Origin of the sequence: Erythrobacter aureus, assembly GCF_003355455.1 — a bacterium.
Lineage (GTDB): Bacteria > Pseudomonadota > Alphaproteobacteria > Sphingomonadales > Sphingomonadaceae > Qipengyuania > Qipengyuania aurea.
The window spans coordinates 1081003-1106293 of the sequence record NZ_CP031357.1 but is presented as its reverse complement, the minus strand read 5'-3'; the positions used below and the strand labels follow the sequence as shown (position 1 = coordinate 1106293).

At 62.9% G+C, this 25291-nt stretch carries 22 protein-coding genes; 8 read left to right on the top strand and 14 right to left on the bottom strand.

Annotated features, from left to right (window positions below; all coding sequences use genetic code 11):
• The 11 genes from DVR09_RS05415 to DVR09_RS05365 form a co-directional block, all read right to left on the bottom strand.
• The gene (locus DVR09_RS05415; protein WP_115416039.1) at positions 1–1164 is read right to left on the bottom strand and encodes a thiolase C-terminal domain-containing protein; all 1164 of its coding nucleotides are present in this window, start codon (positions 1162–1164) and stop codon (positions 1–3) included.
• The gene (locus DVR09_RS05410) at positions 1161–2042 is read right to left on the bottom strand and encodes an SDR family NAD(P)-dependent oxidoreductase (protein ID WP_115416038.1); all 882 of its coding nucleotides are present in this window, start codon (positions 2040–2042) and stop codon (positions 1161–1163) included. Before DVR09_RS05410 ends, DVR09_RS05415 begins: the two co-directional genes overlap by 4 nt.
• Complete coding sequence (locus tag DVR09_RS05405) at positions 2039–5524, bottom strand: indolepyruvate ferredoxin oxidoreductase family protein (RefSeq protein ID WP_174223725.1); 3486 nt, start codon at positions 5522–5524, stop codon at positions 2039–2041. Before DVR09_RS05405 ends, DVR09_RS05410 begins: the two co-directional genes overlap by 4 nt.
• Positions 5521–6504, bottom strand: a complete 984-nt coding sequence (locus tag DVR09_RS05400; RefSeq protein WP_115416037.1) for a VOC family protein — start codon at positions 6502–6504, stop codon at positions 5521–5523. The genes DVR09_RS05405 and DVR09_RS05400 overlap by 4 nt, the downstream gene beginning before the upstream one ends.
• Entirely contained in the window at positions 6501–6974 is a 474-nt protein-coding gene (locus tag DVR09_RS05395; RefSeq protein ID WP_162814854.1) for a Zn-ribbon domain-containing OB-fold protein, read from the bottom strand. The genes DVR09_RS05400 and DVR09_RS05395 overlap by 4 nt, the downstream gene beginning before the upstream one ends.
• A 4-nt stretch (positions 6975–6978) precedes the next feature.
• Entirely contained in the window at positions 6979–7449 is a 471-nt protein-coding gene (locus tag DVR09_RS05390; RefSeq protein ID WP_115416035.1) for a MaoC family dehydratase, read from the bottom strand.
• Positions 7446–8207, bottom strand: coding sequence for an enoyl-CoA hydratase/isomerase family protein (locus DVR09_RS05385; protein WP_162814853.1), 762 nt, complete (start codon positions 8205–8207; stop codon positions 7446–7448). Before DVR09_RS05385 ends, DVR09_RS05390 begins: the two co-directional genes overlap by 4 nt.
• Positions 8197–8991 (bottom strand): enoyl-CoA hydratase/isomerase family protein, encoded by a 795-nt coding sequence (locus DVR09_RS05380; protein ID WP_234041565.1) that lies wholly within the window; start codon positions 8989–8991, stop codon positions 8197–8199. The genes DVR09_RS05385 and DVR09_RS05380 overlap by 11 nt, the downstream gene beginning before the upstream one ends.
• Positions 8984–10123 (bottom strand): acyl-CoA dehydrogenase family protein, encoded by a 1140-nt coding sequence (locus DVR09_RS05375; protein WP_115416032.1) that lies wholly within the window; start codon positions 10121–10123, stop codon positions 8984–8986. Before DVR09_RS05375 ends, DVR09_RS05380 begins: the two co-directional genes overlap by 8 nt.
• Positions 10124–10222: 99 nt before the next feature.
• Positions 10223–10690 (bottom strand): MaoC/PaaZ C-terminal domain-containing protein, encoded by a 468-nt coding sequence (locus DVR09_RS05370; RefSeq protein ID WP_115416031.1) that lies wholly within the window; start codon positions 10688–10690, stop codon positions 10223–10225.
• The gene (locus tag DVR09_RS05365; RefSeq protein ID WP_115416030.1) at positions 10687–11202 is read right to left on the bottom strand and encodes an FAS1-like dehydratase domain-containing protein; all 516 of its coding nucleotides are present in this window, start codon (positions 11200–11202) and stop codon (positions 10687–10689) included. The genes DVR09_RS05370 and DVR09_RS05365 overlap by 4 nt, the downstream gene beginning before the upstream one ends.
• 227 nt (positions 11203–11429) lie before the next feature.
• On the opposite strand from DVR09_RS05365, the gene DVR09_RS05360 reads away from it, so the two are divergent.
• The 7 genes from DVR09_RS05360 (at position 11430) to DVR09_RS05330 (ending at position 19895) form a co-directional block, all read left to right on the top strand.
• Positions 11430–13067: a class I adenylate-forming enzyme family protein gene (locus DVR09_RS05360; protein ID WP_162814852.1), complete on the top strand. Its 1638-nt coding sequence runs from the start codon at positions 11430–11432 to the stop codon at positions 13065–13067.
• The gene (locus DVR09_RS05355; protein WP_115416028.1) at positions 13057–13851 is read left to right on the top strand and encodes an enoyl-CoA hydratase/isomerase family protein; all 795 of its coding nucleotides are present in this window, start codon (positions 13057–13059) and stop codon (positions 13849–13851) included. Before DVR09_RS05360 ends, DVR09_RS05355 begins: the two co-directional genes overlap by 11 nt.
• Before the next feature lie 2 nt (positions 13852–13853).
• Complete coding sequence (locus DVR09_RS05350) at positions 13854–14657, top strand: SDR family NAD(P)-dependent oxidoreductase (protein ID WP_115416027.1); 804 nt, start codon at positions 13854–13856, stop codon at positions 14655–14657.
• A 312-nt stretch (positions 14658–14969) separates the two neighbouring features.
• On the top strand, positions 14970–17321 hold the full coding sequence (locus tag DVR09_RS05345) for a TonB-dependent receptor (RefSeq protein ID WP_162814851.1): 2352 nt from the start codon (positions 14970–14972) through the stop codon (positions 17319–17321).
• Between the two features lie 117 nt (positions 17322–17438).
• Positions 17439–18185 carry an electron transfer flavoprotein subunit beta/FixA family protein gene (locus DVR09_RS05340; protein WP_115416025.1) on the top strand — a complete coding sequence of 249 codons (747 nt, stop codon included), beginning with the start codon at positions 17439–17441 and terminating at the stop codon, positions 18183–18185.
• 27 nt (positions 18186–18212) lie between these two features.
• On the top strand, positions 18213–19142 hold the full coding sequence (locus DVR09_RS05335) for an electron transfer flavoprotein subunit alpha/FixB family protein (protein ID WP_115416024.1): 930 nt from the start codon (positions 18213–18215) through the stop codon (positions 19140–19142).
• 84 nt (positions 19143–19226) lie between these two features.
• Positions 19227–19895 (top strand): enoyl-CoA hydratase/isomerase family protein, encoded by a 669-nt coding sequence (locus tag DVR09_RS05330; protein WP_115416023.1) that lies wholly within the window; start codon positions 19227–19229, stop codon positions 19893–19895.
• A 71-nt stretch (positions 19896–19966) separates the two neighbouring features.
• Here DVR09_RS05330 and DVR09_RS05325 read toward each other — a convergent pair whose 3' ends face one another.
• From DVR09_RS05325 to DVR09_RS05315, 3 genes are all read right to left on the bottom strand, one after another.
• Complete coding sequence (locus DVR09_RS05325; protein ID WP_115416022.1) at positions 19967–21649, bottom strand: BCCT family transporter; 1683 nt, start codon at positions 21647–21649, stop codon at positions 19967–19969.
• Positions 21650–21842: 193 nt separating this feature from the next.
• A complete protein-coding gene (locus DVR09_RS05320) occupies positions 21843–22106 on the bottom strand; it encodes a hypothetical protein (protein ID WP_115416021.1) in 264 nt (87 codons plus the stop codon).
• A gap of 51 nt (positions 22107–22157) precedes the next feature.
• Entirely contained in the window at positions 22158–22778 is a 621-nt protein-coding gene (locus tag DVR09_RS05315) for a TetR/AcrR family transcriptional regulator (protein WP_370459229.1), read from the bottom strand.
• A 128-nt stretch (positions 22779–22906) separates the two neighbouring features.
• Here DVR09_RS05315 and DVR09_RS05310 point away from each other — a divergent pair, with 128 nt between their 5' ends.
• Positions 22907–25237, top strand: coding sequence for a TonB-dependent receptor (locus DVR09_RS05310; RefSeq protein ID WP_115416020.1), 2331 nt, complete (start codon positions 22907–22909; stop codon positions 25235–25237).
• The last annotated feature ends 54 nt before the right edge of the window (positions 25238–25291 follow it).

The window sequence follows — 25291 nt, the reverse complement described above, 5'->3', positions numbered from 1 at the left end:
CTATTGCCGACGAAGAATGAGGGCACCATTGGGGGTGCTGTCGCAGGTGCTGATGAAGCAGTTTCGTGCATCGGAAACCTGGTTCGGCGAGGTTCCCCTGATCTGGCGTACGGCCTCGGTCACCAGATTGGCGCCGTGCAGATAGACTTCCGAAAGGCTGCCGCCCGAAGTGTTGACCGGAAGCTGCCCCCCCGCTCCTAGCGCGCCGGACGCCGCCATTTGCGCGGCCTCGCCGCGCCCGCAGAAGCCGTAGTTTTCGAGGCTGAACAGTACCAGCGGCGAGAAGGCGTCGTATATCTGCGCGACATCGATATCCGGCGGTGCCAGATCGGACTGGCGCCACAGGTTCCGGGCCGTCGCCGACGAGGAACTGACGAACGGATCGGCCCCGTGATAATTGGTCATCAGCTGGTGTTCGCGGCTCATCCCCTGCGAAAAGGCATGGATCAGCACCGGACGATGTCTGCAATCCGCAGCCCGATCCTCCCCCGTCAGCACGATGGCAATGGCCCCGTCGCTCTCCAGGCAATTGTCGAACAGGCACAGCGGATCGGAGATCATCCGGGCACCGAGATAATCGTCCAGATCCATTGCCTTGTCGCGCATGAGAGCATCGGGGTTGCGCCTGGCATAGGCCCGCTGGGTCAGCGCAACCGCAGCGAGCTGCTCGCGTGTCGCCCCATGATCGTGCATGTAGCGCCGCATGAGCATGGCCACCTCGTCCACCGGACGCGACAGGCCGTGCGGGCGCGACCATTTCCAATGATCGCCGATCCTCGGCTGCACGCCCGCCCATTGCCGTTTGGAAGGGTCGCCGCGCTTGCGGGACCGCCACACGACACCGACTTTCGCGATGCCGAGCGCGATCGCCATGGCAACCTGTCCGATCGCGCCGCAAACCGCCCCCCCGCCATGCGCCACCTGACTGAAGAAATGCAGTTCTCCGAAGCCCAGATTGCGCGCGATCTCGAACTCCGGAGTCGTTTCCTGCGTGAAGCATCCCAGAGCGTCCACGTCTGACGCGTCTATCCCGGCATCGTCCAGTGCGTTACGGATCGCCATGCACGCCAACTGAAGCTCCGTGTGCTCCAGGTTCTTGCCGAACTCCGTCTGCCCGATACCGACGATCGCGGTCCGGTCTTTCAGGGCGGCGCGATCGCTCACGCCTCTTGTCCCTGCGCCGAGACGCCATCATGGAAGGGATAGGGTTGCCCAAGCATGCCGAGAGGCCCGAACTGGCTGGCAAGTTGCGGCAGGAAGTGATCCTGCAACGCCTCGAGAGTCCAGCCCCCCTCCCGGATCAGCGTCTTGCCATAATGCGGCTGGACCATATGCGCGACACGTTCCCCGCCCGATCCGAAGATCTGACCGCTGACACTTTCCGCCAGATCGCTGCACAGAAAGGCGACCAGATCGCCGTTGAGGCCGGGATCGACGAACGGCAACGGTTTGCCCGCGAACGTATCCGACATGCGTGTGGTGCCCGTCGGGCCGATTGCATTCACGCGGATGCCGTACCGGGCAAGCTCGAGCGCCCAGCTATAGGTCATCGAGGCGATGGCGCCCTTGGCGGCCGCATAGTTGGTCTGGCCGAAGCTGCCGAAATGTGCGCCCGATGTCGTGTTGACGATCGCTCCGCCGCGACCCGCCTCTCGCATTGCCAGGGCGGCGGTCTGGCTGCACCAGAAGGTGCCTTTGACATGAACCTGCCAAACGGAATCGAATTCCTCGTCGCTCATTTTGAGGAAGGATCGGTTGCGCAGGTTTCCGGCATTGTTGACCAGAATATCGACCGCGCCAAACGCATCGACACACTGCCCTATCAGGGCCTCGGCGCCCCCGCGCGATGCGATATTGGCATCGCTGGCCGCAGCCTTTCCGCCCGATGCCTCGATGGCCTCCACAGTCTCCGCCGCGACACTGCGATCGATATCGTTCACGATCACACTGGCACCGCAGCGCGCCAGAGCCAGGCAATGCCCCTTGCCGATGCCGCGTCCGCCACCGGTCACGATGGCGGCTTTCCCATCGAGAATGCTCATGACACTTTTTCCTTCCTGTCAGCGGCGATGCGCGATGGTATTGTGGCCACGGGGCCGGCCAGGCTTGCCAGCAGGCTGCCCCGCATTTCCTCGAGCGCCGCGATATGCTCGTCCTTCACCGTGTCGTATCCGCGCACGAGTTCCGGCCAGCTCGCGATCTCGGTCGCAGCTTCGTATCGCTTGGCGTCCAACCGCTTGATCACCATGGCGATGTCGCTTTCATATTGCGCGATGAGCCCCCGTTCCATTTTGCGATGGGCCGCATAGCCAAACGGATCGAAAGGCGTGCCGCGCAGCCGCTTGAAGCGGGATAGCAGCTTCAGCGCGGGCAATATCCAGCTACCGAACCGGCGTTTGGGATAACGCCCGGTAACCGGATCGCGCCGCTGCAGGATCGGCGGGGCCATGAGGAATTCGATCGAGTATTCGCCTTCGAATTCTTCCGCGATCGCGTCGCGAAATGCCTCGCTGCTTAGATGGCGGGCGACTTCATACTCGTCCTTATAGGCCAACAGCTTATAGTAATATCGGGCCACAGCGGTCGCGAGCCGACCATCGTTCCCGGCCAGGGCGCTTTCCGCGGCGCGCACTTGCGCTACGAGATCGACATATCGCTGCGCGTAGGCCCGATCCTGATAGGCTTCGAGTTCCCGCGCATAGTCGGCGATCAGATCGTCGAGCGACACGGACTGCGGATCGGCGGTATTCTTCGCCGCGACCAGCTCCGCGACGAGAGTCGGATCATGCGCCAGCAAGCGTCCCCAGGCAACGGAAGCACGGTTCATCTCGACGGCGGCACCGTTCAGTTGGATGGCGCGATCGAGGGCGTCGAGCGAAACCGGCAGCCATCCGCGCTGCGCCGCAAACCCCACGAGCATGAGATTGGCCGCCACTTCGTTTCCTGTCAGCGCGTAGGCCAACCGGCCGGCTTCGATGAACTCGGAATCGGCCGAACGCTGCGCGATAGCCCGCTCCATCTCGTCCGTGCCGAGATCGAGATCGGGGTTGGTCGCGAAGTCCGAAGTGGGCGCCACCCGGCTGTTGACCACGGCTTTCGTCATCCGCTTGCGCATCCGCCCAAGCACATCGGCCGATGCCGTTACCACCATGTCGCTGCCGATCACCAGATCGGCACGGCCGATCCGGCTTGTCTTGAGCGCCTGCGGCGAATTGGCGACCTTCACATGGCTCGTCACCGGGCCATTGCGCTGCGCCAGACCGGTCACATCAAGGACCGACGCACCCTTGCCTTCCAGATGCGCCGCCATGCCGAGGATTGCCCCCAGTGTGACCACGCCGGCCCCACCGATACCGGTCACCAGCAGGCTGAACGGCGAGGCGGTGGATGCCGCTTCGGGCACGGGCAGCGCATCGACATATCGCGTGTAGTCCTGCTGCCCGTCCGACCGCTTGCGCGGCTGCCCGCCATTCACGACGACGAAGCTGGGGCAATAGCCATCCGTGCAGGAAAAATCCTTATTACAGGCCGACTGGTTGACGCGCCGCTTGCGCCCGAACCGCGTCTCGACAGGCTCCAGTGCGATGCAATTCGATTGCACCGAGCAATCGCCGCAGCCTTCGCATACGCGGGTATTGATGAAAGGGCGCGAATCCGGATCGGGCGCCAGCCCCCTCTTGCGCCGACGCCGCAATTCGGTGGCGCAATTCTGATCGTAGATGATCGCCGTCACACCCGGCGTATCGCGCATCCGGCGCTGGACCGCGTCCATCTCGTCGCGGTGGTGGATGGTCGTACCCGGAGCGAAATCTGCGTCGGGCGAATAGGTATCGGGCTCGTCCGAGACGATGGCAATTGCCTCGACACCTTCCGCGTGAATCTGTCGGCTCAACGTATCGACCCGCATCTGGCCCGCTATTTCCTGCCCGCCCGTCATGGCGATCGCATCGTTGGCGAGGATCTTGTAGGTGATGTTGACCCCGGCCGCGACCGCCGCGCGAATGGCGAGCAGGCCCGAGTGATAGTAGGTCCCGTCCCCCAGGTTCTGGAAGATATGATCGGTGCCGGTGAAGGGCGAAATGCCGATCCAGGGCGCGCCTTCGCCGCCCATCTGGAACAGGGTCGGCGTGTTCCGCTCGGGCAGGAAGGTGGCCATCCCGTGGCAACCGATGCCGCCGAAGGCCACGCTGCCATCGGGAACTTTGGTCGACCGGTTGTGCGGGCAGCCTGCACAGAAGCTCGGCATTCGGGCCAGTGTGGCCGCCGGCAGAGCCGGAGGCGCGCTTTCCGCCTCCAGACCATCCAGCGCCGCGCGGAGGCCGTCATCTCCGGTCAAAGCGATGAGTCTCGCAGCGATCGACCGCGCGGCGATGAGTGGGGTCGTCTCGCCCACCGCCGGGACCAGCGGCGATCCGTCCGGGTCTATCTTTCCAGTCAGCAGCGGCGCATTTGCGCGGTTGACGAACAGGCTGGCGATCTGGTCCTCGATCACCGGGCGTTTTTCCTCGACCACCAGGATTTCGCGATGACCCTCGGCAAACTCGCAAAGCGTTTCAGGCTCCAGCGGCCAAGGCATCGCCACCTTGAACACCGAGACACCCAGTTCCCTGCACCGCGCAGCATCCAGGCCGAGGTCCTCGAGCGCCTGCATGACGTCGAGATAGGCCTTGCCGCTGGTCACGATGCCCAAAGTGCGGGATGGTGCCGCAATCGCCTCTCGATTGAGCCGGTTGACCCTGACATATTCGAGCAGCGCGGGGATGCGCTGATTGTACTGGCGATCTTCCGCTTTGAGGGCCGGGACGCCCCAACGCGCGGCCAGTCCCTCGCCATCCCTGTCGGGAATCGTGATCGATGGCCGGTTCGGGTCGATATCGACCGATGCGCTGCTTTCGATGATATCGGTAACGCATTTCATCCCAATCCAGCAGCCCGAATGGCGAGACATGGCAAAACCGTGCAGGCCGAGATCGAGATAATCCTGCACCGACGACGGGTTCAGGAAAGGCATCCCGAAATGGATGAAGGCGTGGTCGCTCTGATGGGCCGTGGTGGACGATTTCGCGCCATGATCGTCTCCGGCGAGGACCAGCACGCCGCCATTGGGTGCGGAACCCGAATAGCTCCCGTGCTTCAGCGCGTCGCCCGAACGGTCCACGCCCGGACCCTTGCCGTACCAGATGCCGAAAACACCGTCATATCGCGCATTGCCGAACAGGCCGACCTGCTGCGAACCCCAAACGGCGGTGGCGCCGAGATCCTCGTTGATCCCCGGCTCGAAATGGATGTGATGCTCTTCGAGCAGTTCGGGCACCTGATTGAGCGCGATGTCGTATCCACCGAGCGGCGACCCGGTGTAACCCGATATGAAGCCCGCAGTATTGAGCCCTGCGTCGATATCGCGCTGGCGCTGCATCAGCGGCAGGCGGACAAGCGCTTGCGATCCCGACAGGAACACGCGCCCCGAACGCTGGGTGTACCGGTCTTCGAGGCGATACTCCAAATCGATACTTGTTTCGGTCATGACGCGGCCGCTTGCATCCGTGCCCGCGCCGTTTCGCTCGCCTCCACCACGGCTTCGACAAGTCCGTCATGCCCCCACACGTCACCTTCGCAGAATTCGTTCGGCGACCAGCTTTCATCGAGCAACTTGCCCCCGCAGCCGACCTCGACATCGAACCCGCCCGGCGCGCGCATATAGAACGACAGCATGCCATCGTTCCGGTGCCGCCCGAGCGTGCTGACCACATCGAGGCCATATCGCTTCGCGCGGTCCAGCGTCTTTCCGACATCGTCGATATCGGTCATTTCGACGAGCATGTGCTGCAGCACGTTGCCCGCCCCCATATCCACCATGGCGATGCTGTGATGGCGGGCATTGCAGCGCAGGAACTGCAGCGCTGCATCGGGACCGAAGCGGATGTAATCGGACAGCTTGAAGCCGAGCACACGCGTATAGAAATCGAAGCACTTTTCCTGATCGTCGACGAAGAGATTGAAGTGGCCGACCCCAAGCGCCCCGGCGACGAATTTCAGGTCGGGAACGGGCGAGGCGAAATTGTAGTCGGTCGTCGGGCCGTAATAGAGTTCGAGCTGGTTCCCGGACGGATCGGCGCAATAGGCAATCCCCGTCACGGCCCGCGCCAGGGCATCCGCAGGCGTCCCTTCGCGCACCTCGATACCTTCGGCGCGCAATTCCGCCACCGCAGCCGCCAGCTCAAGATGCCCGTCCAGTTCGAGCCCGAAATAGAGCAGCTTGCCGTCTTCCTCGCTTTTGTGGACCGCCACGCGCCATTGGCGTTCGTCCATCTTGAGATAGACCGATCCATCCTCGGCAACCCCTTCGGGACGCCCTGTGTCGGGGCGCGGTTGGCCCGGTTCGCCCCAGCCTTCGCCAGGCACGGCGCGGGCAGGCATCATGCCAAGCACCTCGACCGCGAAATCCCGCCAGGCACCGGGATTCGCCGTGCCGATACCCACATATCCGAGCGATTTGATATTCATGGCTTTTCTTCCCTTTCAGAGAGGGCGCAGGCCGCATCCGGGACCCAGCAGGGCAGAGCGACATCCTCCGCCAATCGAACAAATGTGAGGCGCATCCGGTCGCCGATCGCGATCTCGGCCGGCGCGACCGAACCGATGCCTTCTTCCGCGGAGGCGACGATCGCCCCCACCATCCTGATCCCCGGGAACCCATCGGGTATGATCAGCCCCACGATGTAGGGGGCGAGCGGGGCGAAGGCGGGGAGCAGCGGCGGGTGCGGCACCACGTAGGACCACAACTGCCCGGTCGGCGCGCATTCCTGCCAGCCCAGCTCCATCGAGCGACAGGCGGGACACATCGCTCGGGGCGGGTGTTGGCGGTGCCCGCATTGCGTGCAGGTCTGGACCAACAGCCGGCCTTCGTCGCAAGCTTGCCAGAAAGCCCGGTCGACGGGATCGTCCACGATCGGAAGGGGTATGCTTTCGATCATCGGCTCATGCCCGGTACAGCAGCTTCCAGTCGAAGCAGACCGCTGGTTTTTCGGAACCGACCACATGGATCGCGACGCTCACGGTCAGCATGGTGCCGCCTTTTTCCTCGGCCACCGCGGAGACTTTCGTTCGGCCGTGTATCCGTGCCCCCGAGTGCACCGGCGACACGAACCGGACATTGTCGAGCCCGTAATTCAGAGCGCTGCCATGACCGACTATGGCCAGGTCGGAACTGTTCTTGATCACGCTGGAAAGCGCCAGAATCAGGAAGCCATGCGCAATCGTGGTTCCGAGAGGCGTTTCGGAAGCGCGTGCGGGATCGACATGAATCCACTGGTGATCGCCGGTCATTTCGGCGAATTCGTCGATCATGCGCTGGGGCACTTCGATGGCAGGGCTCCACGCCCCGAACTCGCCCCCCACACGTTGCGCCAAGGCGTCGAGATCGTCGTACCGGATCGTATCGTTCGTCATGTCGGGATGGGTTCCTGCTTGTGCATGGCCGATCGCGCGGCAAGGCATTCGCGCGCCTTGCGCAGCTCGGTTTCGACCGCGATGTTCATCGCCCGGACGGCGGCGCCGTTGAGAGTGGATTTGATCGCCGCCAGCGTTGCCGCGTCGGCGGTTTCGAATGTGGCTGCGAGCCGCATGGCCGCATCCTGCAACCGATCGTCCGCGACCACTTCGCCGATCAGCCCGGCCCGAAGGGCAGCCCCGCTATCCAGAACCGCGCTGCCGAAGATGATTTCGCGCGCGGCGACATCCCCGACAATCCTGGGCAGCAGGAAAGTCGATCCCATTCCCGGCATCAGGCCGAGACGTGCGAAGGGGAAAGAGAAACTTGCGCTGTCCGCGGCGATCCGGAAATCGAGCGGCAGCAGCATGGTGCAGCCAAGCCCGACCGCCTTGCCATTGATCGCCGCGATGGTCGGCTTGGCGATCGTCAGCAATTCGGTCGCGAACCCGCCGATGAAATCCTCTTCGCCGAGGCGCAGCCCGTTCTGCCCCTTCTCGCCGTTCAGGAAGTTGCGATCGGCGCCGACACAAAAGGCCCTGCCCTTGCCGGTCAGGACGATGGCGCAGACCTCGCTGTCGGACGCCAGGGTGCGGAATGCGTCGACCAGCTCGTCCCCCATATCGGGCGTATAGGCGTTGAGCACATCGGGCCGGTCGAGGCGGATAATCCCCGTCCTGCCGATCCTGTCGACCTGCACCTGCTGCTTACCCGTCATCGCGCGCCTCGGGATCGTAAGCGGCCCATTCGGGCGGGCGACGCTCCAGAAAGGCGTCGATCCCCTCCTGAAAATCGGGTCCGCGATTGTGCGTTTCGATATCGCGCCAAGCAGCATCCAGGGATTGCGACAGCGGCAGTTCCAGCGACCTCCAGATCGCCCGCTTGGTCCTCGCCATCGCGGATGGGGAATTGGCTGCGATGAGGGCCGCGAGTTCGCGCGCTCGTTCCATCAACTGAGATGCGGGGACGACTTCGCCGACCAGGCCCAGCTCGCATGCGCGCGCGGCGGACATGGTATAGCCGCGCCCGACCAGCGCCAGCCGCAAGACCGCTTCGAGCGGAATCTTGCGGGCCAGTGCCACCGGCTCCAATCCGGCGACCAGCCCGCTGCTGACGTGGCTATCGCAGAATGTCGCCTCATCGCTGGCGATGACAATGTCGGCATCGGCTACGAAATGCAGCCCGCCTCCGACCACCTGCCCGTTGATCGCGCAGATCACCGGTTTCCAGACATTGTTGCGCAGCCCGGTCCAGGCCATCGCGCCGTGCCCGTCGCTCTCCTCGACAGGCGGAAGGTCGGCAAGATCGGCGCCGGTGCAGAAGGCCTTGCTCCCCGCCCCGGTCACAATCGCCACGACAACCTGCGGGTCACGCCGGATTGCGGACCAGGCTTGCGGCAATTCCACATGCATCCGGTGGTTGACCGCATTGCGCCGTTCGGGGCGCTGAAGGCGCAACTCGGCGACGCCGTCGCGGACCGAATAATCGAGTGTCTCAAACACCCGCATGCCCTCCGCTCGCATCGAGACGGGAAATTTCCTCCGTCAGCCAGGCCTCGCTGCCATTGAGGATCTGCCATTGCTTGGCCCGGCGGTAGAAAAGCTGAGGATCCGCTTCGGTCGTGTAGCCAAGCCCGCCATGGACCTGGATGCCGAGCGCCGATGCCCGCCGGAAAATGTTGCAGGCCTGCAGTTTCGCGATCGCCGCCTCGAGCGCGTAGGGCCGCGCCTCGTCATGCATCCAGGCCGCATTGCGATAGAGCACACGGGCGCCTTCGATCTCGACGATTGCATCGGCGAGATAATGGGCGATGGCCTGAAACGCCCCGATCGGCTTGCCGAAGGCTTCGCGTTCCTTGGCATAGGCGGTGCTGATTTCGTGAATCCGCCGCGCGGCGCCGGTTGCAGCCGCGGCGATGACGACGCAGGCCTTGGACATCGCCGCCCGCCAGGCTTCTGTCGGATCGGCGCCATCGGCGAAAACCCGCTCAGACGGAACGAAGACATCTTCGAATTGCACTTCGAAACAGGGCTCGCTCGCCATGGTCTGCTGCCTGCGCAAAGTGATGCCGTCGGCCCCGGGGGATACGGCCAGGGCGACCACGTGGCCGCCTTGTTCATCGCGGCCGAAAACAATGAGATCGTCGGCGATGCTGGCGAAGGAAACGAAGTGTTTCGTGCCCGAAATCCGCACGCCCTTCGGATCGCGGCGGAGCACGGCCTGCTGGTCGCTCAGATCTTCGCCCCTCCCCGCCTCGCTCGATGCGATCGCGACGATGCGCGAGCCATCGGCGATTCCCGGCAACAGTGCCGCCGACAGGGAAGCGTCGCCAGCCGCCTCGATGAAGGATGCAGCCAAGACCGAGCTGGCGAGATGGGGAGACTGCGCGAGATGATAGCCGAACTGCTCGTGCACGAGGGCACATTCGAGCAGGCCGAGACCGTGGCCGCCATGGGCCTCGGCAATCGAAATACCACATAGCCCCTGATCGGCGAGGGCGTGCCAGAAATCCCGATCGAGCCCATCGTCATCGGACTCGAGCCGACGCAGCGCCGTCAGCGGGAACCGGTCCTCGCACAGGTCGCGGACCATATCCTGCAGCATTCTCTGTTCGTCGGACAGCCCGAGGTCCATGCGCGCCTCATCTTCCCAATCGCTAAAGTCACCGGGAAGTGGTCAGATGGCCGCGCTCACCTCAACTCTGTTCGAACTCATATTTCCGAAGCCGAACCCTCAAGGATTCCAGCGCGAGCCCGAGCAGTGCCAGGCCGACGAATCCCCGCCCGGGCCGGGCAGCGCGACGCGGATCGTCGCAGTCGTGACGATATCGTCACCGACCAGAATTTCCGCGTCGATCTCCACCCATACGAGCGTGTCGGATTCGGCCGACAGATCGACCACGGCGCCGCGGATCGTGAGGTTCCCCACCGGGCATAGCGGCCGGCGCATGGCAAAGCGCAGCCTGCCGATGCGTCCCGATGGCCCGCTCCAATCGGTAACGAACCGGCTGATCAGTCCCGCCTGGGTGTAATTGTTCATGATGATGTCGGGCAGGCCGGCCTCCCGCGCCCAGTCGGGATCGTGGTGCTGCGGCTGCCAGTCCCTCGACGCAGCCGCCCCCATGCTCACGAGTCTGCGCGTGACCGGCAGAAGCAGGTCGGGCAGTTTCATGCCGATATGTGGCTTGGGCGCGCGGTTCATGCGTCAACCCTCCCATATCCGAGGAAAGTCAGGCTCTGGACACCGGCAAGGGTGCCGTCCGGCTTGCGATAGACAACATCGATTTCCCAGTTACGCCCCGTCCCGAGCTTGGTCTCGCGCTCATCGCCGACACTACGCAATATCTGTTCGGCCTTGACGGAATCGCCTGCGCGAAGAGGCTCGTGAAGTTCGAGTTCGACCTCCGTCACAAGGCCATTCTTATATCCAAGCGCATCCTTGACCATGAAATGCAGTTCCAGGGTACGCGGGGCCGGACCTTCGCGCTCGGGCCGCCAGTCATGGTCGATGGCCCAGCTCGGCAGCATCATGGGCGGTGCGATCACCGTCTCGGTTTCCTCGCGCGCCAGACGGTAATCCCAGTAGAGTGGATTCGCGTCTTCGATCGCCACGCAGAAATTGGCCCACAGGCCCTGTTCCACCGTAAGGACATGGTCCATCACGATCACCGGCTTGCCCAGCCAATCCTTCACTGTGTCGGGTAGGCTCGTCATTCCGTCCCCCTAAAAGAACACCGGCCCTGCAATCGGCAGTCCGGACCGTCACGATCCGCAGACGACCGATCTTTGATGCCTGGATGTTGGCCCGCGACCGGCCGATCCGCAACAGATCGGGCGCGTTTGCGAGCGATAGGCGAGCAGCCGTGCGGCCTTTGGGCTGCCTATGACGATGGCAATCGAAGCGCCGCTCAGCCGCGCTCCCAATGTTAATGGAGGGGATATTGGCACTGCGCCAATCACTCTGGATCGACACGGCCGATGATCCGACCGCAGCGCGCACGACCATCGGCGAAGCGCTGTCCCGTTCGGCTGAAAAATGGGCCGACGATGCTGCCCTCGCCTTCGTCCACCAGCCAGCGATCGGCGACTTCCGCTGGACCTTCGGCGAGCTCGACCGGCTGTCCGACGAACTGGCGCGCGGTTTGATCGCGCATGGTTTTAGAGCGGGCGATCGGATCGGCGTCTGGGCTTCGAACCATCCGAACTGGATCTTTCTGCAATATGCCATCGCCAAGGCCGGAATGATCCTGGTCGCGATCAATCCGCTCTATCGTGAACGCGAACTCGCTTATGCCTTGAAGGCATCGCAGGTGGTGGCCGTTTTTCATGGCGGCCAGGTCGGCGGCGCATCGGCCGCCCACATACTCACGAATATCGCGGACGAAACGCCGCTGCTGCGTGCCCGTTTCGATCTGACCTGCGATCTGGAGCGGATCGCCTGCGCAGCCCGCCCCGGCACGCGGCTGCCCGACGTTGCGGCGGACGATGTCTGCATGATCCAGTACACATCGGGCACCACGGGCGTGCCCAAGGCGGCGTGGCTGCCGCATGGGGGCATCACCGCCATCGCGGCGCGCACCTACAAGCGCTGGGGCTTCGGGCATGGCGATCGCGTGTGTCATGGCTTTCCGCTGTTCCATGTCGGCGGGTCGGGCAGCTCGACGCCGGGGTCGCTGATCGTCGGCGCGACCACGCTGCCGATCTATATTTTCAACGCCGGGCAGGCGCTGGACATCCTCGAACGCGAACGCTGCACCGGTTTCATCGGTGTTCCCTCCATGCTCACCGCCATGATGGAAGAGCCCGGCTTCGCTGCGCGCGACCTGTCGGCCTTGCAACGGATCGTGATCGGCGGGGCGGCAGTGCCCCCACCCTTTCTCAAACGGTGCGAAGACACGTTCGGCGTGCCCATGCTCAACGGCTACGGTCAGACCGAAAGCTGCGGTGTAAGCGCAAGCGTAAGGATGGACGATAGCGCCGAAAAGAAGACCGCAACCAGCGGCCTCGCCCTTGAAGGTGTAAGTCTCAAGGTCGTCGACGCGAAGGGGCAGGTGCTGCCTTGCGACACGCCGGGGGAGCTGTGTGTCGATGGCCCCGGCAAGATGCTGCGCTACGGCGACACTGCCGCCACCGACGAAGCCTTCGACAGCGACGGCTGGCTCAGGACGGGCGACATCGCCACAATGGACAGCGAAGGTTACGTGACCATCGTGGGCCGGCTGAAGGAAATGGTCATTCGCGGCGGCGAAAACCTCTATCCCGCCGAAATCGAAGCCTATCTGATCGAACATCCCGATATCGCCGAAGCGGCGGTCTTCGGATTGCCCGACGACAAATACGGCGAAGAGCTGTGCGCGGTGTTGCGCCCCGCACGCCCGGACCATGCCGATGCGGATGCGGTTCGGGACTGGTGCTTCAGCCAAGTCTCTCGCTGGAAGGTGCCACGCTACATCGCGTTCGTCGACGCAATGCCGACCACGGCATCGGGGAAAATCGTCAAACACGAACTGCGGCCGAAAATGGCCGCTCGGTTCGGCACAACCAGCGAAGAAATCACGGAGCAGGCTGATGAAGTATGATGGGTACGAAGCGCTAAAAATCGACCGGGACGGTTCGATCCTGACGATCACGATCGACCGGCCGGAGGTGAAAAATGCGGTCAATCCGCAGATCCATGACGAATTCTCGCGCATCTTCTACGACGTCGATCGCGATCCCGAAGTGTCGGTCGTCGTCCTGACCGGTTCGGGCGAGGCGTTCAGCGCCGGCGGCGACATCGACTGGCTCGTGTCGCTCGATGGCGACCTCGCGGCGACCTCCGCCAGCATCGAGAACGATCGCCGCATCCAGAACTCGCTGCTCGATCTCGAGAAGCCGATCATCGCGCGTGTCGTCGGCCCCGCAGTCGGTCTGGGCTGTTCCCTGGCGCTGTTCTGCGACTTCGTTTACGCCACACCCGATGCGCGGTTTGCCGATCCGCACGTCGCAATCGGCCTGGTCGCCGGCGATGGCGGGGCCGTTATCTGGCCGCAGCTCATTGGCTATGCGCGTGCCCGCAAATACCTTCTTACCGGCGACCCGATCATGGGCAGCGAGGCGGCAGAAATCGGCCTGATCACCGAAGCGGTCGAACGGGAGCGGATCGACGAAGTCGTCGATGCGATGGCCCAGCGCATAGCCAAGGCTGCGACACTGGCCGTGAAATGGACCAAGTCCTCCATCAATGCCGGGCTCAAGGTGACGGCGAACGCCATCATCGACCGCGCCGCAGCTTACGAGAATCTGTCCATGCTGACCCAGGATCACCGCATCGCGGTCGATGCGTTTCGTGCGCGGAGCAAACCCGAATTCATCGGCCGCTAGCGATGGCGCAGAACCGCCTGGAGGGGCGCTGTGTCGTCATCACCGGAGCCGCCGCCGGACTGGGCGAAGCGCTCGCCCGGCAATGCGCCGCCGAGGGCGGCAGTATCATGGTCGTCGATATCGATGGCGACGCTGCCGACAGGGTGGCAGAGGAACTTTGTGAAGGCGGGGTACGCGCGCTCGCCTTTCAGGGCGACATCGCCTGCGCCGATACCATGGCCGCGCTGGCGGAAGAATGCAGAACGCACTTCGGTGGCTGCGACTTCCTGATCAACAATGCCGGAATAGCGATCTGCCGCCCGCTGGTCGATTGCGATGCCCGCGATTGGGCGCGCATATTGTCGGTCAATCTTGTCGGGCTGGTCAATTGCACCGCGGCTTTCATCCCGATGATGTCCGATGCGGGGCGCGGCCACATCGTGAATATCGCGTCCATGGCCGGGCTGGTTCCGCTGCCCGGTTTCGGCATCTATTCCGCCAGCAAGCATGCCGTTGTCGGCTACAGCGAAGTGCTGGCAGAAGAGCTTGCGCCGAGGGGCATCGATGTGTCGATCGTGTGCCCGGGCTGGATAGCCACGACGATCCAGGACAAGACCGACACCGATCAGCCGCCCATCATGGATCCGGAACTGTGCCGCGTTATCGCTGCGGAGGAAGCGGCTGAGATAATCCTCACCGGGATGCTCGATCGAAGGCGCCATATCGCGACCCATGCGGAATGGCTCACGCCTGTCTCGGAACGTCACACCATGATCGCGCAGGCCTTCGCGGACGCCCCGCCTTGCCACGGTGAAAACAATGATTGATCGCCGCCCGGATATGGCCGCATGCCGTTACGGCAAAGCGAGCACGAACCGAGTGGCACCTCAGCTTTTGCACCGATACCAAAATATCGGAACCAGGGAGGATTACCGAAGAGTGATTTCCGGGGTTCACAGGTTTGGCGATTACGGTTTCGGTCTTCGCCGGCCGGTCCGCGTCGATCGGGGAAGTCTTCGGTTATCCGGAGACTTTCGTGGGATTTATTTTCCGCGATTTGCCCCTTCAAGTCGACAGTGAAGCGACCGCTGGATCGGGAAACCGGGTACAGCCAGACTCTTTATGGGGAGGAATATCGAATGCTAGGTGGCAAAACCCTGTTGCTGTCTTCTGCTGCTATGTGTGCAGCGCTCGTGCCGGTTTCGGCACTGGCACAGGAGACGGACGACGAAAACGGCGCGGACGAGAACGGCGGCACCGTCATTATCGTGACAGCGCAGAAGCGCGCGGAAAACCTCGCCGAAGTTCCCATGTCCATCACCGCCATCACCGGCGAGGCGCTGGTGACGGCAGGCGTTTCCGAAGCGGCGGATCTGGTCAAGGTCGTACCCGGGTTCAACTATCAGCAGGGCGCGTTCGGCACACCGATCCTGTCGATCCGCGGCATCGGCTATGCCGACAATTCGGCCTCCGCGGGACCGGCCGTTACAGCTTATGTCGACCAGGTCGCACTACCCTATTCTTCGATGACCCGGGGAGCAGTGCTCGATCTCGAGCGAGTCGAAGTCCTCAAGGGACCGCAGGGCACGCTGTTCGGCATGAACTCCACTGGCGGCGCCATCAATTTCATCGCCGCGCGCCCCACCGATCAGCTCGAATTCGGCGGGACGGCGACCTATGGCCGCTTCAACGAATTCAATCTCGAAGGTTTTGTCAGCGGTCCGCTGGGCGACACTCTGGCTGCCCGTGTTGCCGTGCAATACGAAACGCGCGACGGCTGGCAATACAGCACGACCCGGCCCGATGACCGGCTCGGCAAGAAGGATTTCCTCAACGGTCGCTTGCTCGTCGACTGGGAACCGACCGATACGCTCAGCCTCCAGTTCGGCGCATCCGCATGGCGGGATCGTTCGGAAAGCCAGGCGGCGCAGTTCATCCAGTTCACCCCGGCCGTGCCCGTCACTCCGCTGACACAGTACATTGCGGATGCGATGCAGGCCTCTCCACCCGCCGGGGACAATCCGCGCGAAGCCGATTGGGACGCCGGAGCCGATCTGCGCCGGGACGATGAATTCTATCAATTGTCGCTGCGCGCCGATCTTGACCTGTCGGACGATATCTTGCTGACATCGATCACAGCCTGGTCGGAATTCGATGGCAATCAGCCGATCGATATCGACGGTACGGCGTTCAACAATTTCCTCGTCGCCGAACACCCGACGCGTATCGAAACCTTCTCTCAGGAACTGCGCCTTTCGGGATCGGTGGGCAATGTCGACTGGATGATTGGCGGCAACTACCAGGACGAGGATCTGCGCGAATCGACCTATACGATCGCCCAGGGCACCAATGGGACCATCGGCCCGTTCATCTTCTCTCCGCTAGGCCAGCTTGCCGTGCAGAATGTCGAAACCGCATCGGTCTTCGGCAGTCTCGATTTCCATCTGACCGAGGATCTGACCCTGCAGGGGTCGATCCGCTACGCGTCGCAGAAACGGGACTTCGCCGGCTGTATCAGCGACGCCGGAGCGGGCGTGGTCGGTGTAAGCGCCGGCGATGCCTTTTCCTTCCTGGCCACGATCCTGTCGGGCACCCCGACCACGATCCCGCCAGGCGGCTGCGTAACGCTCGACGCGGCGACTTTCGCGCCCGGTCTGGCGACATCGAGCCTCGACGAGGACAATATCTCCTGGCGGGTGGGGATCGACTACAAGCTTTCGCCCGATGCGCTGATCTATGCCAATGTCACGCGCGGCTACAAGGCGGGGAGTTACGGCCTGGTGCCCGCGATCCTGTCCAGCCAGTTCACGCCGGTCACCCAGGAATCGGTCCTGGCATACGAGGTCGGATCGCGTTTCAGCACGCTGGACGAAACCTTCAGCTTCGAATTCGCCGCGTTCTACAATGACTATCGCGACAAGCAGTTGCAGGGAATTGTCCTGACGCCCGTGTTCGGCCCGCTACCCCAACTCGTGAACATTCCGGAATCGGAAGTGTACGGGTTCGAGGCCACGGGTGTCCTTCGGCCGATCCGCGGATTGCGCTTCAGCCTCAGCATCACTCATGTAAAAACCAAGGTGCAGCAGGATCCGCAGGCTCCGGCCGAACCTCGCGATCCGTTCGGCGCCTTGACCAGTTACGTGGGTGAAAGCTTCCCCAACACGCCCCCCTGGCAAGTCAATGCCGATGCGGAATATCGCTTCTCGCTCGGTGATGGCGGCCTGGGTGCGGTCCTCGGCGCAAGCCTGACGGTTCGCGATTCGAGCCCGGCCGCGTTCGGTGAGAACCCCATCTTCGAACTGCCTTCGGTGGCGCTGCTCGACCTGCGGCTCGGTATCGAGGACGAGGACGCCGGTTGGTCGGCCCAGATCTGGGGCCGTAATGTCACCAATGCGTTCTACTATAACAATGTGACCCATCTGACGGACTATGTCTCGCGCATCGCTGGCATACCCGCCACTTACGGGGTCACTCTGGGCTATCGATACTGACAGGGACCGTTCGCGGGTACGTCCTGCCCTCCCCCTGTCATTCCACCCTCTCTCCTGCCGCCAGGACGGAAATTCGTTTCTGACCTGGCGGCTCCCTTTTTTAACGGAAGGTATTGCATGAAAATCCTCGTCCCCGTGAAGCGGGTGATCGATTACAACGTCAAGCCGCGCGTGAAGGCGGATGGGTCTGGCGTTGATCTTGCCAACGTCAAGATGAGCATGAACCCGTTCGACGAGATTGCGGTGGAGGAAGCGATCCGCATCAAGGAAGCGGGCAAGGCGGAAGAGGTCGTCGCCGTGTCGGTCGGCCCGGCCAAGGCGCAGGAGACGCTGCGCACCGCGCTGGCGATGGGCGCCGACCGGGCGATCCTGATCGAGACCGAGGACGAGGTCGAGCCGCTGGCGGTGGCCAAGATATTGAAGGCGATCGCCGATGAGGAGCAGCCCGGCATCGTGATGCTGGGCAAGCAGGCGATCGACGACGATTCGAACCAGACCGGCCAGATGCTGGCGGCGCTGATGGGCCGCCCGCAGGGCACTTTCGCCAACACGGTCGAGGTCGAGGGCGATCACGTCACCGTGAAGCGCGAGGTCGATGGCGGCCTGCAGACGGTCAAGCTGACGCTGCCCGCCATCGTCACCACCGATTTGCGTTTGAACGAGCCGCGCTATGCCTCGCTGCCCAACATCATGAAGGCGAAGAAGAAGCCGCTCGATACCAAGACCCCGGGCGATTACGGCGTCGACACCGCGCCGCGGCTGAAGACCACCACTGTCTCCGAGCCCCCGGTTCGCCAGGCGGGCGAGAAGGTCGAGGATGTCGATGCGCTGGTCGCCAAGATCAAAGCGCTGGGCATCGCCTGAACCCCAGAGACGAGAAGGAAGACAGATATGAAAACCCTCGTTTGGGTCGAACACGACAATAAGAGCCTCGCCGATGCCACGCTGGCTGCGGTGACCGCTGCTGCGAAGCTCGGCGAAGTCCATCTGCTGGTTGCCGGATCGGGCTGCCGCGCGGTGGCCGAACAGGCCGCGGCAATCGCGGGCGTGGGCAAGGTCCACCTTGCCGACGATGCGGCCTATGAGCATGCGCTGGCCGAGAACGTCGCGCCGCTGGTGGCCGATCTGATGGGCCATCACGATGCTTTCGTCGCGCCTGCGACCACCACCGGCAAAAACATCGCGCCGCGCGTTGCCGCGCTGCTCGACGTGATGCAGATCTCGGACATTCTCTCGGTCGAGGGCGAGAAGAGCTTCACCCGGCCGATCTATGCCGGCAACGCCATCGCGACGGTCGAAAGCTCGGACGAAAAGCTGGTCGTCACCGTGCGCGGCACGGCCTTCGACAAGGCCGAAGCGACCGGCGGCTCAGCGGAGATCGAAGAGGTATCCGGTCCGACCGATGCCGGGATCTCGGCCTTCGTCAGCGAAGAGATCGCCGAGAGCGATCGCCCCGAACTGACCAGCGCCAAGGTGATCGTCTCGGGCGGCCGCGCGCTGAAGGATGCGGAAACCTTCGAGCAGGTCATCACCCCGCTCGCCGACAAGCTCGGCGCCGGGATCGGCGCGAGCCGCGCGGCGGTCGATGCGGGCTATGTCCCCAACGATTACCAGGTCGGCCAGACCGGCAAGATCGTGGCCCCGGAAGTCTATATCGCCATCGGCATCTCGGGCGCGATCCAGCACCTTGCGGGCATGAAGGATTCCAAGACCATCATCGCCATCAACAAGGACGAAGACGCCCCCATCTTCCAGGTCGCCGATATCGGCCTCGTCGGAGACCTCTTCAAAATCGTGCCAGAGCTCACCGAAAAGCTCTGATTGCATTGTGATGCATGTCGATGCCGATCGAGGAGAAGCGCCCTGCCCGCCCCCCTGCTGAAATCCGAACCCGCCGACGGGGTGATGCTACTCACCCTCAACCGGCCAGACGCCCGCAACGCGCTTAACTCGCCCCTCGCCGAGAACCTTCTCGAAGCACTCGCCGAACTTCGCGCCGATTCACACTGGCGAGCCTGTGTTCTCACCGGATCGGGCAGCTCCTTTTGCGCAGGGCTCGATCTGAAGGAATTCAGCGATCCGAGCCGGTCGAGAGCGCACATCGCCGATTCCATTTGCGCGGTAAGCGAGGCTGGCAAACCTGTCATCGCGGCCGTGAATGGCCCGGCCATCACCGGCGGCCTGGAACTGGCGCTACGCTGCGATTTCATCCTTGCTGGCGAAAGCGCGGTCTTTGCGGATACGCACGCCATGCTCGGGGCCTTTTCAGGGACCGGGCTGGCGAGCCTGCTGAGCGAGGCGGTGGGCACGCGATGGGCCAGTCAAGCAATGCTCACCGGCGAGAAGATCGACGCGCCGACTGCATTGAGGATTGGTCTGGTCAACGAGATCGTCGACGATCGGGCGCTGCCGGAGAGAGCCTGCCAGGTCGCCACAAGGGTCGCCGCGGCACCGCGGTCCGTTTCCGATGTCGCGCGAAGAACGCTCAAAGTGGCGGCCAGCCACACCCTGGCAGGCAAACTCCACGCCGAACATCAGATAATCCAGGCCTACAAGAGTGCCAAGGAAGGCTGAACCGCACTCCCGAATGCACAGGCGCAGAAGCGAAGGCAAAAGTCACTGCGCGATGGCAAGCACGAAAGGCGTTACTTTCCAGCCATCAGATCGGCACATCCCTGGGCAGTAGTGGGTACGCCGTGCCGTTTGCGCCTCAGATCGAAGACGACCGCCTTGAGGATCGAAACCGCCATTATGGCGACTACGAAGCTGAACGGCAGGGCTCCGATAATCATGGTGATCCGGATTGCATCGATCCCGCCGAGAATCAGCATGCTCCCGACGACGAATGCCAGTGCCGCGCCCCAGAAGAAAATATGGTAACGCTGTTCGCCTTCGCTGTCTCCGGCACCGTTGATGGTGTTGACAATCAGGATCGCGCTGTCCGTCGATGTGATCAGATAGGTCATCAGCAGGACGACAACGAGGCCCGAGACCAGCGTGGCGACCGCCGGATCGAGCAGAACGGCCAGCGTGGCATAAAGCTGGTCGGAAATGCCGGTGTCGACGATCGCGCCCTGGGCAGTTCCGCTCAGTTCGAGATCGATGGCTGTGCCGCCGACGATCGTCATCCACACAAAACACATGAGCGAGGGCACGAGAATCACGCCCAGGACATATTCGCGGATCGTTCGTCCGCGCGAAATCCGGGCGATGAACATGCCCACGAAAGGCGCAAAGGCGATCCACCATGCCCAATAGAACACGGACCAGTCGAGTTGCCATTGCACCAGCGCGTCGCCCATCGCGCCTCCGCCTTCGAACAGAGTAAGCGAATTCGGGATCAGCGTGCGCAGATAATCCCATAGACCCGTGCCCAAAAGACGCAGGCCGAACAGACCGGACCCGACAATCATGAACAGGGCGAGAAGTGCGAAAGACAGGGCCATATTGAGATTGGACAACCATTTGATCCCGCGGCCGACGCCGGAAAGCGCACTCAGCGTGGAGGCGCCGACAAGGACGACAAGAGCCAGGATCACAGCCATTGCCGAGGAGGACCCGTCACGATCGAGCAGCCAGTCTCCCAGACCCAGCCGGGCGAGGCCCGCGATGAATTGTTCGACGCCAAGGCCCATGGTCACCGCGACCCCGAGGATCGTCGCCACGACCGCCACGATATCGACCAGATGGCCCCACCGCCCCGAAAGGTGCAGCCCGAACAGCGGTGCAAGCGCCGAACGGATGGTAAGCGGCAAATCGCGCCGGTACGCCACATACCCAATCGCCAGCCCTACCAGCGCATATGTCCCCCAGGCAGCGAAGCCCCAGTGCAGGAACGTGTAGATATAGGCCGGTCGCACGGCTTCGACCGACCGCGCTTCGATCGCACCGCGAATGATTTCGGGATTGTTCGAGAAATGCGCCAGTGGCTCGCCGGTCGAATAGGTCAACATCCCGATACCGATGCCTGCGCCGAACAGCATGGCGAACCAGGAAAACCGGCCGAACTCGGGCTTCTCTCCGGGATTGCCGATCCGCAACTCGCCCGATTGCGGGATGATCGCCAGGGTGAGGCAGGCGAACATTAGGAAAGCGACCAGATAAACGTACCACCACGAAAACGAGGAAATGATGGTGGAATTGGCGGCGGTCAGGGTCTCGCTCGCGCTGACCGGGAAGAAAATCGCCCACATGATGAGCAGCGACACAATCACCTTCGATGGAATCGTCACTTCGCGACTGAAACCGTCGTAAAATCCACGTGATGCTGTCTTGATGGGCAGGTCGACCAATGGAGGCTCGATTGTGGTATCGGTCTCTCCGGTCATGCTGTCTCCTGCCCTGACGCCCTTGGAGAGGCGCGAAGTTTCTGATGTTTGAAGTTTCTGATGTTTCTGGGAAAGGTCGTTAGGCACGACCATAGAAAGCCTGCCGAAAGATGCAAATGCGCGCCATGTGTAAACCAAAAGGGCCGCCCTTGGATGCGGCCCCTGGGATTGTACTGGCGGTTGAGTTTGGTCGTCAGGCGGCCCGAGCCCTGCCGTTGCCATTTTCCGCGCGAGATGTTGGCTCGCCGGATGAACGGTTCTTTTCCTGCTGTCTCTTGTCGAGCACCGTTTTCGCGACATAGCCGCCCACACCGAGAGCGATCATAGCGGGAAGGCTCATGCGCCGCAGAACGGTAGTTGCGACGACGCCCAAGGCGGCTCCGCTCGCGCCTCCGATGCCACTTGTCTGCCTGGCGATCCGATCGCCCACGAATGCTCCGATGACCTTGCCTATCATGTCGATGCTCCTTCACAAGACCAACGGTAGCGTGAGCACGCGGTTCCGCGATCACTCGGCCGATCCGCCAATCCCGTTGGCTAGCATGGCATTGGCCCGGCGCGCGATTTCCTGGAAATCGGGATCGCCTTCGCGCGCCCAGATCACATAGCGCAGACCGAGAAAGACGTTCATTCCCATCAGTGCCCAGGCTTCGGGAGTGCCGAGACCCGGTAGGAATTCCTCGCTCTCCGCGCCTTTTTTCAAGCGCTCTTCGATCCGCGCGCCGATGGTTTCGTAATGCGCGCGATAGCTTTCTGGATCGACGAACTCCGCCTCGTCGATGATCCGGTATATCTCCTTATGCTCGGAAGCGAATTCGAGGAATGCGCGCAGGGCGACACGTTCCACTTCCAGCGCGCCCATCGACGGATCGAGCGCTTCGCGCGCCGCCTTGCCGACACCGGCGCTCATATCGGAGACGAGAGCGCGAAAGATCGCATCCTTGCTGTCGAAATAGGTATAGAACGTGCCCAGCGCGACACCGGCGCTACGCGTGATGCCGCTGATAGACGCCTCGTGAAAACCCCGCTCGGCAAACTCGGTTGCCGCTGCATCCAGTAGCTTGCGCAAGGTCCGCCGCCCGCGCTCGGTGCGCGGCGTCTTGTCGTTCAATTCGCCCGCCATTGTCATGCGCCGATCCCCAACCCGAATGCCCCTACCTATCAAACGCCACCCTCGCGCAAGAACAAACTTGAAAGTTGGTTCAGGTTTCAGTATCGCTACCAGCAAGAGATAAAGATCGGGAGGGAGAATCCGAAATGCGTTCGACCAGAATTCTAGCCGCAAGCCTGCTCTGCAGCGCAGCCACGACAGCACTCATTGCCGCGCCCGTGCAGGCGCAATCGGCTGAAGACGCGATCTCGGAAGCTGCCCCTGCCGCCGACGAAGATGTCATCATCGTCACCGCCCGACGCCGCGAAGAGAGACTGCTGGACGTGCCCGTGGCCGTGAGTGCCATCAGCGGCGAGCAGCTTTCGCAGCGGGGTGCTCTCGACATTACCGATGTCGGGCAGACCGTGCCCAATGTCACGCTCGAGGCCAGTCGCGCGACCAATTCCACCCTGTCCGCCTTCATCCGCGGGATCGGCCAGCAGGACCCGGTTTCCGGCTTCGAGCAGGGCGTCGGCATCTATCTCGACGATGTCTATCTCAACCGCCCGCAGGCGGCGGTGCTCGACATCTACGATGTCGAGCGGATCGAGGTGCTGCGCGGCCCGCAGGGTACGCTCTACGGCCGCAATACGATCGGCGGCGCGGTCAAATATGTCACCCGGCGCCTGCCGCAGGACACCGCGTTGAAAGTGCGCGCGACCTATGGCACTTACGATCAGGCGGAAGGCGTCATCACCGCCTCGACCCCGCTTGGCGACTTGGCCCGTATCGGCGGGTCGATCGCGCGGCTTTCGCGCGGCGGTTTCGGCGACAATCTCACCACCGGCCTTGAAAACTACAACAAGGATATCTGGGCCGGCCGCGCGAGCCTCGAGCTTGGCGGCTATGGCGAGCCGGTCTTTATCCGCGTGCAGGGCGATTACACCAAAGACAAGAGCAATCCGCGCGGCGGCCACCGGCTGATCCCGGGGCTCGTTTCGGGTGCGCCAGTTCTCGACAATGTCTTCGACACGCGCGGCGCGCTCAACGATCCGGAACAGGAAGTCGAATCCTACGGCCTGTCGCTGCATGCGGAGGTCGAACTGAGCAATGCGCTGACCTTCCGTTCGATCTCGGCATGGAGGAAGGACGACAGCTTCACCCCGATCGATTTCGACGCGCTTCCGGCGGTCGACCTCGATGTGCCCGGCGCCTATTTCAACGAGCAGCTCAGCCAGGAATTCCAGCTCGTCTGGGACGATGGCGGGCCGTTCAGCGGGTTGCTCGGCTTCTATTATCTCGACGCCAAGGCCGACACGCTGTTCGACGTGCGCCTTTTCACCACCTTCGCAGGGTTTACCGCCTTCACCCAGGCCAATGTGGATACCGAAACCTATGCCATCTTCGGCGATTTCACCTACGATCTGAACGAGCAATTCAGCCTGTCGGTCGGCGGGCGCTACACCTGGGATGAACGCAGCGCCGAAATCCTCCGCCAGAACTATCTGGGCGGCGGTTCACCGGTCTTCGGCGGTGCCGGCGTTCCTTTCGGCGGGCCGAGCACCGACTTCGAAGGTAGCCGCGAGTTCAAGAAATTCACGCCCCGGGCCTCGATAAGCTTCAAGCCCACGCCCGATCACAATATTTATGCAAGCTATTCAAAAGGCTTCAAGGGCGGCGGTTTCGATCCACGCGGGGTCGGCCTCAATGCGCCCACCACGACGCAGGGAGGCCCGACCGACCAAGAGGTCGCCGACTTCCTGAGTTTCGCGCCCGAGGAAGTCGACAGCTACGAGATCGGTTACAAGGGCAATATCGGTATCCTGAACATCGCCGCAGCGGCCTTCTATGCCGACTACACCGACGTTCAGATTCCGGGCTCGGTCGCGTGTCAGGTCGGGGGCGTGACGACCTTCTGCGGCGTCGTCTCCAATGCGGGCAAGGCCACCTTCAAGGGCCTCGAACTAGAGGCCAATGCGCGCTTCCCCGGCGGGTTCGGCCTTGCCGGATCGCTCGGCTATATCGACGCGCAATATGACGAATACATCACCAATATCGGCAATACGCCGACCGATGTGGCGGAATCCCGCGTGGTTCAGAACACGCCCGAGCTAACCGGCAGCATCACCGCCAGCTATGATACGCCGGTGGGCGCAGGCGATCTCTATCTCGCAACGACGCTGTCCTACCGCAGCAAGACGAGCCAGTTCGAGATTCCGAACCCCTTCCTCGACCAGGACGGCTTTGCGCTGCTCGATGCGAGCGTGGTCTATACGGCCCCCGGCAATCGCTGGAGCGTGGGGCTCTACGGCAAGAACCTGCTCGACAAGGAGTACAAGACCAGCGGCTATACCTTTGTGAGGACCGATCCAAGGACGGGCGCGATCCAGAATGGTGCGAACGGATACCCCATTCCGACCCTCGGCCCCGAAGGCACGTTGACGGCCTTCTACGGCAACCCGAGGCAGGTCTTCGCTTCGGTAACCTTCACCTACTGATCCATCCGGATCGCAAGAGGGGTCGGACGCCTGGCTTCCGGCCCCTTTTTCCTA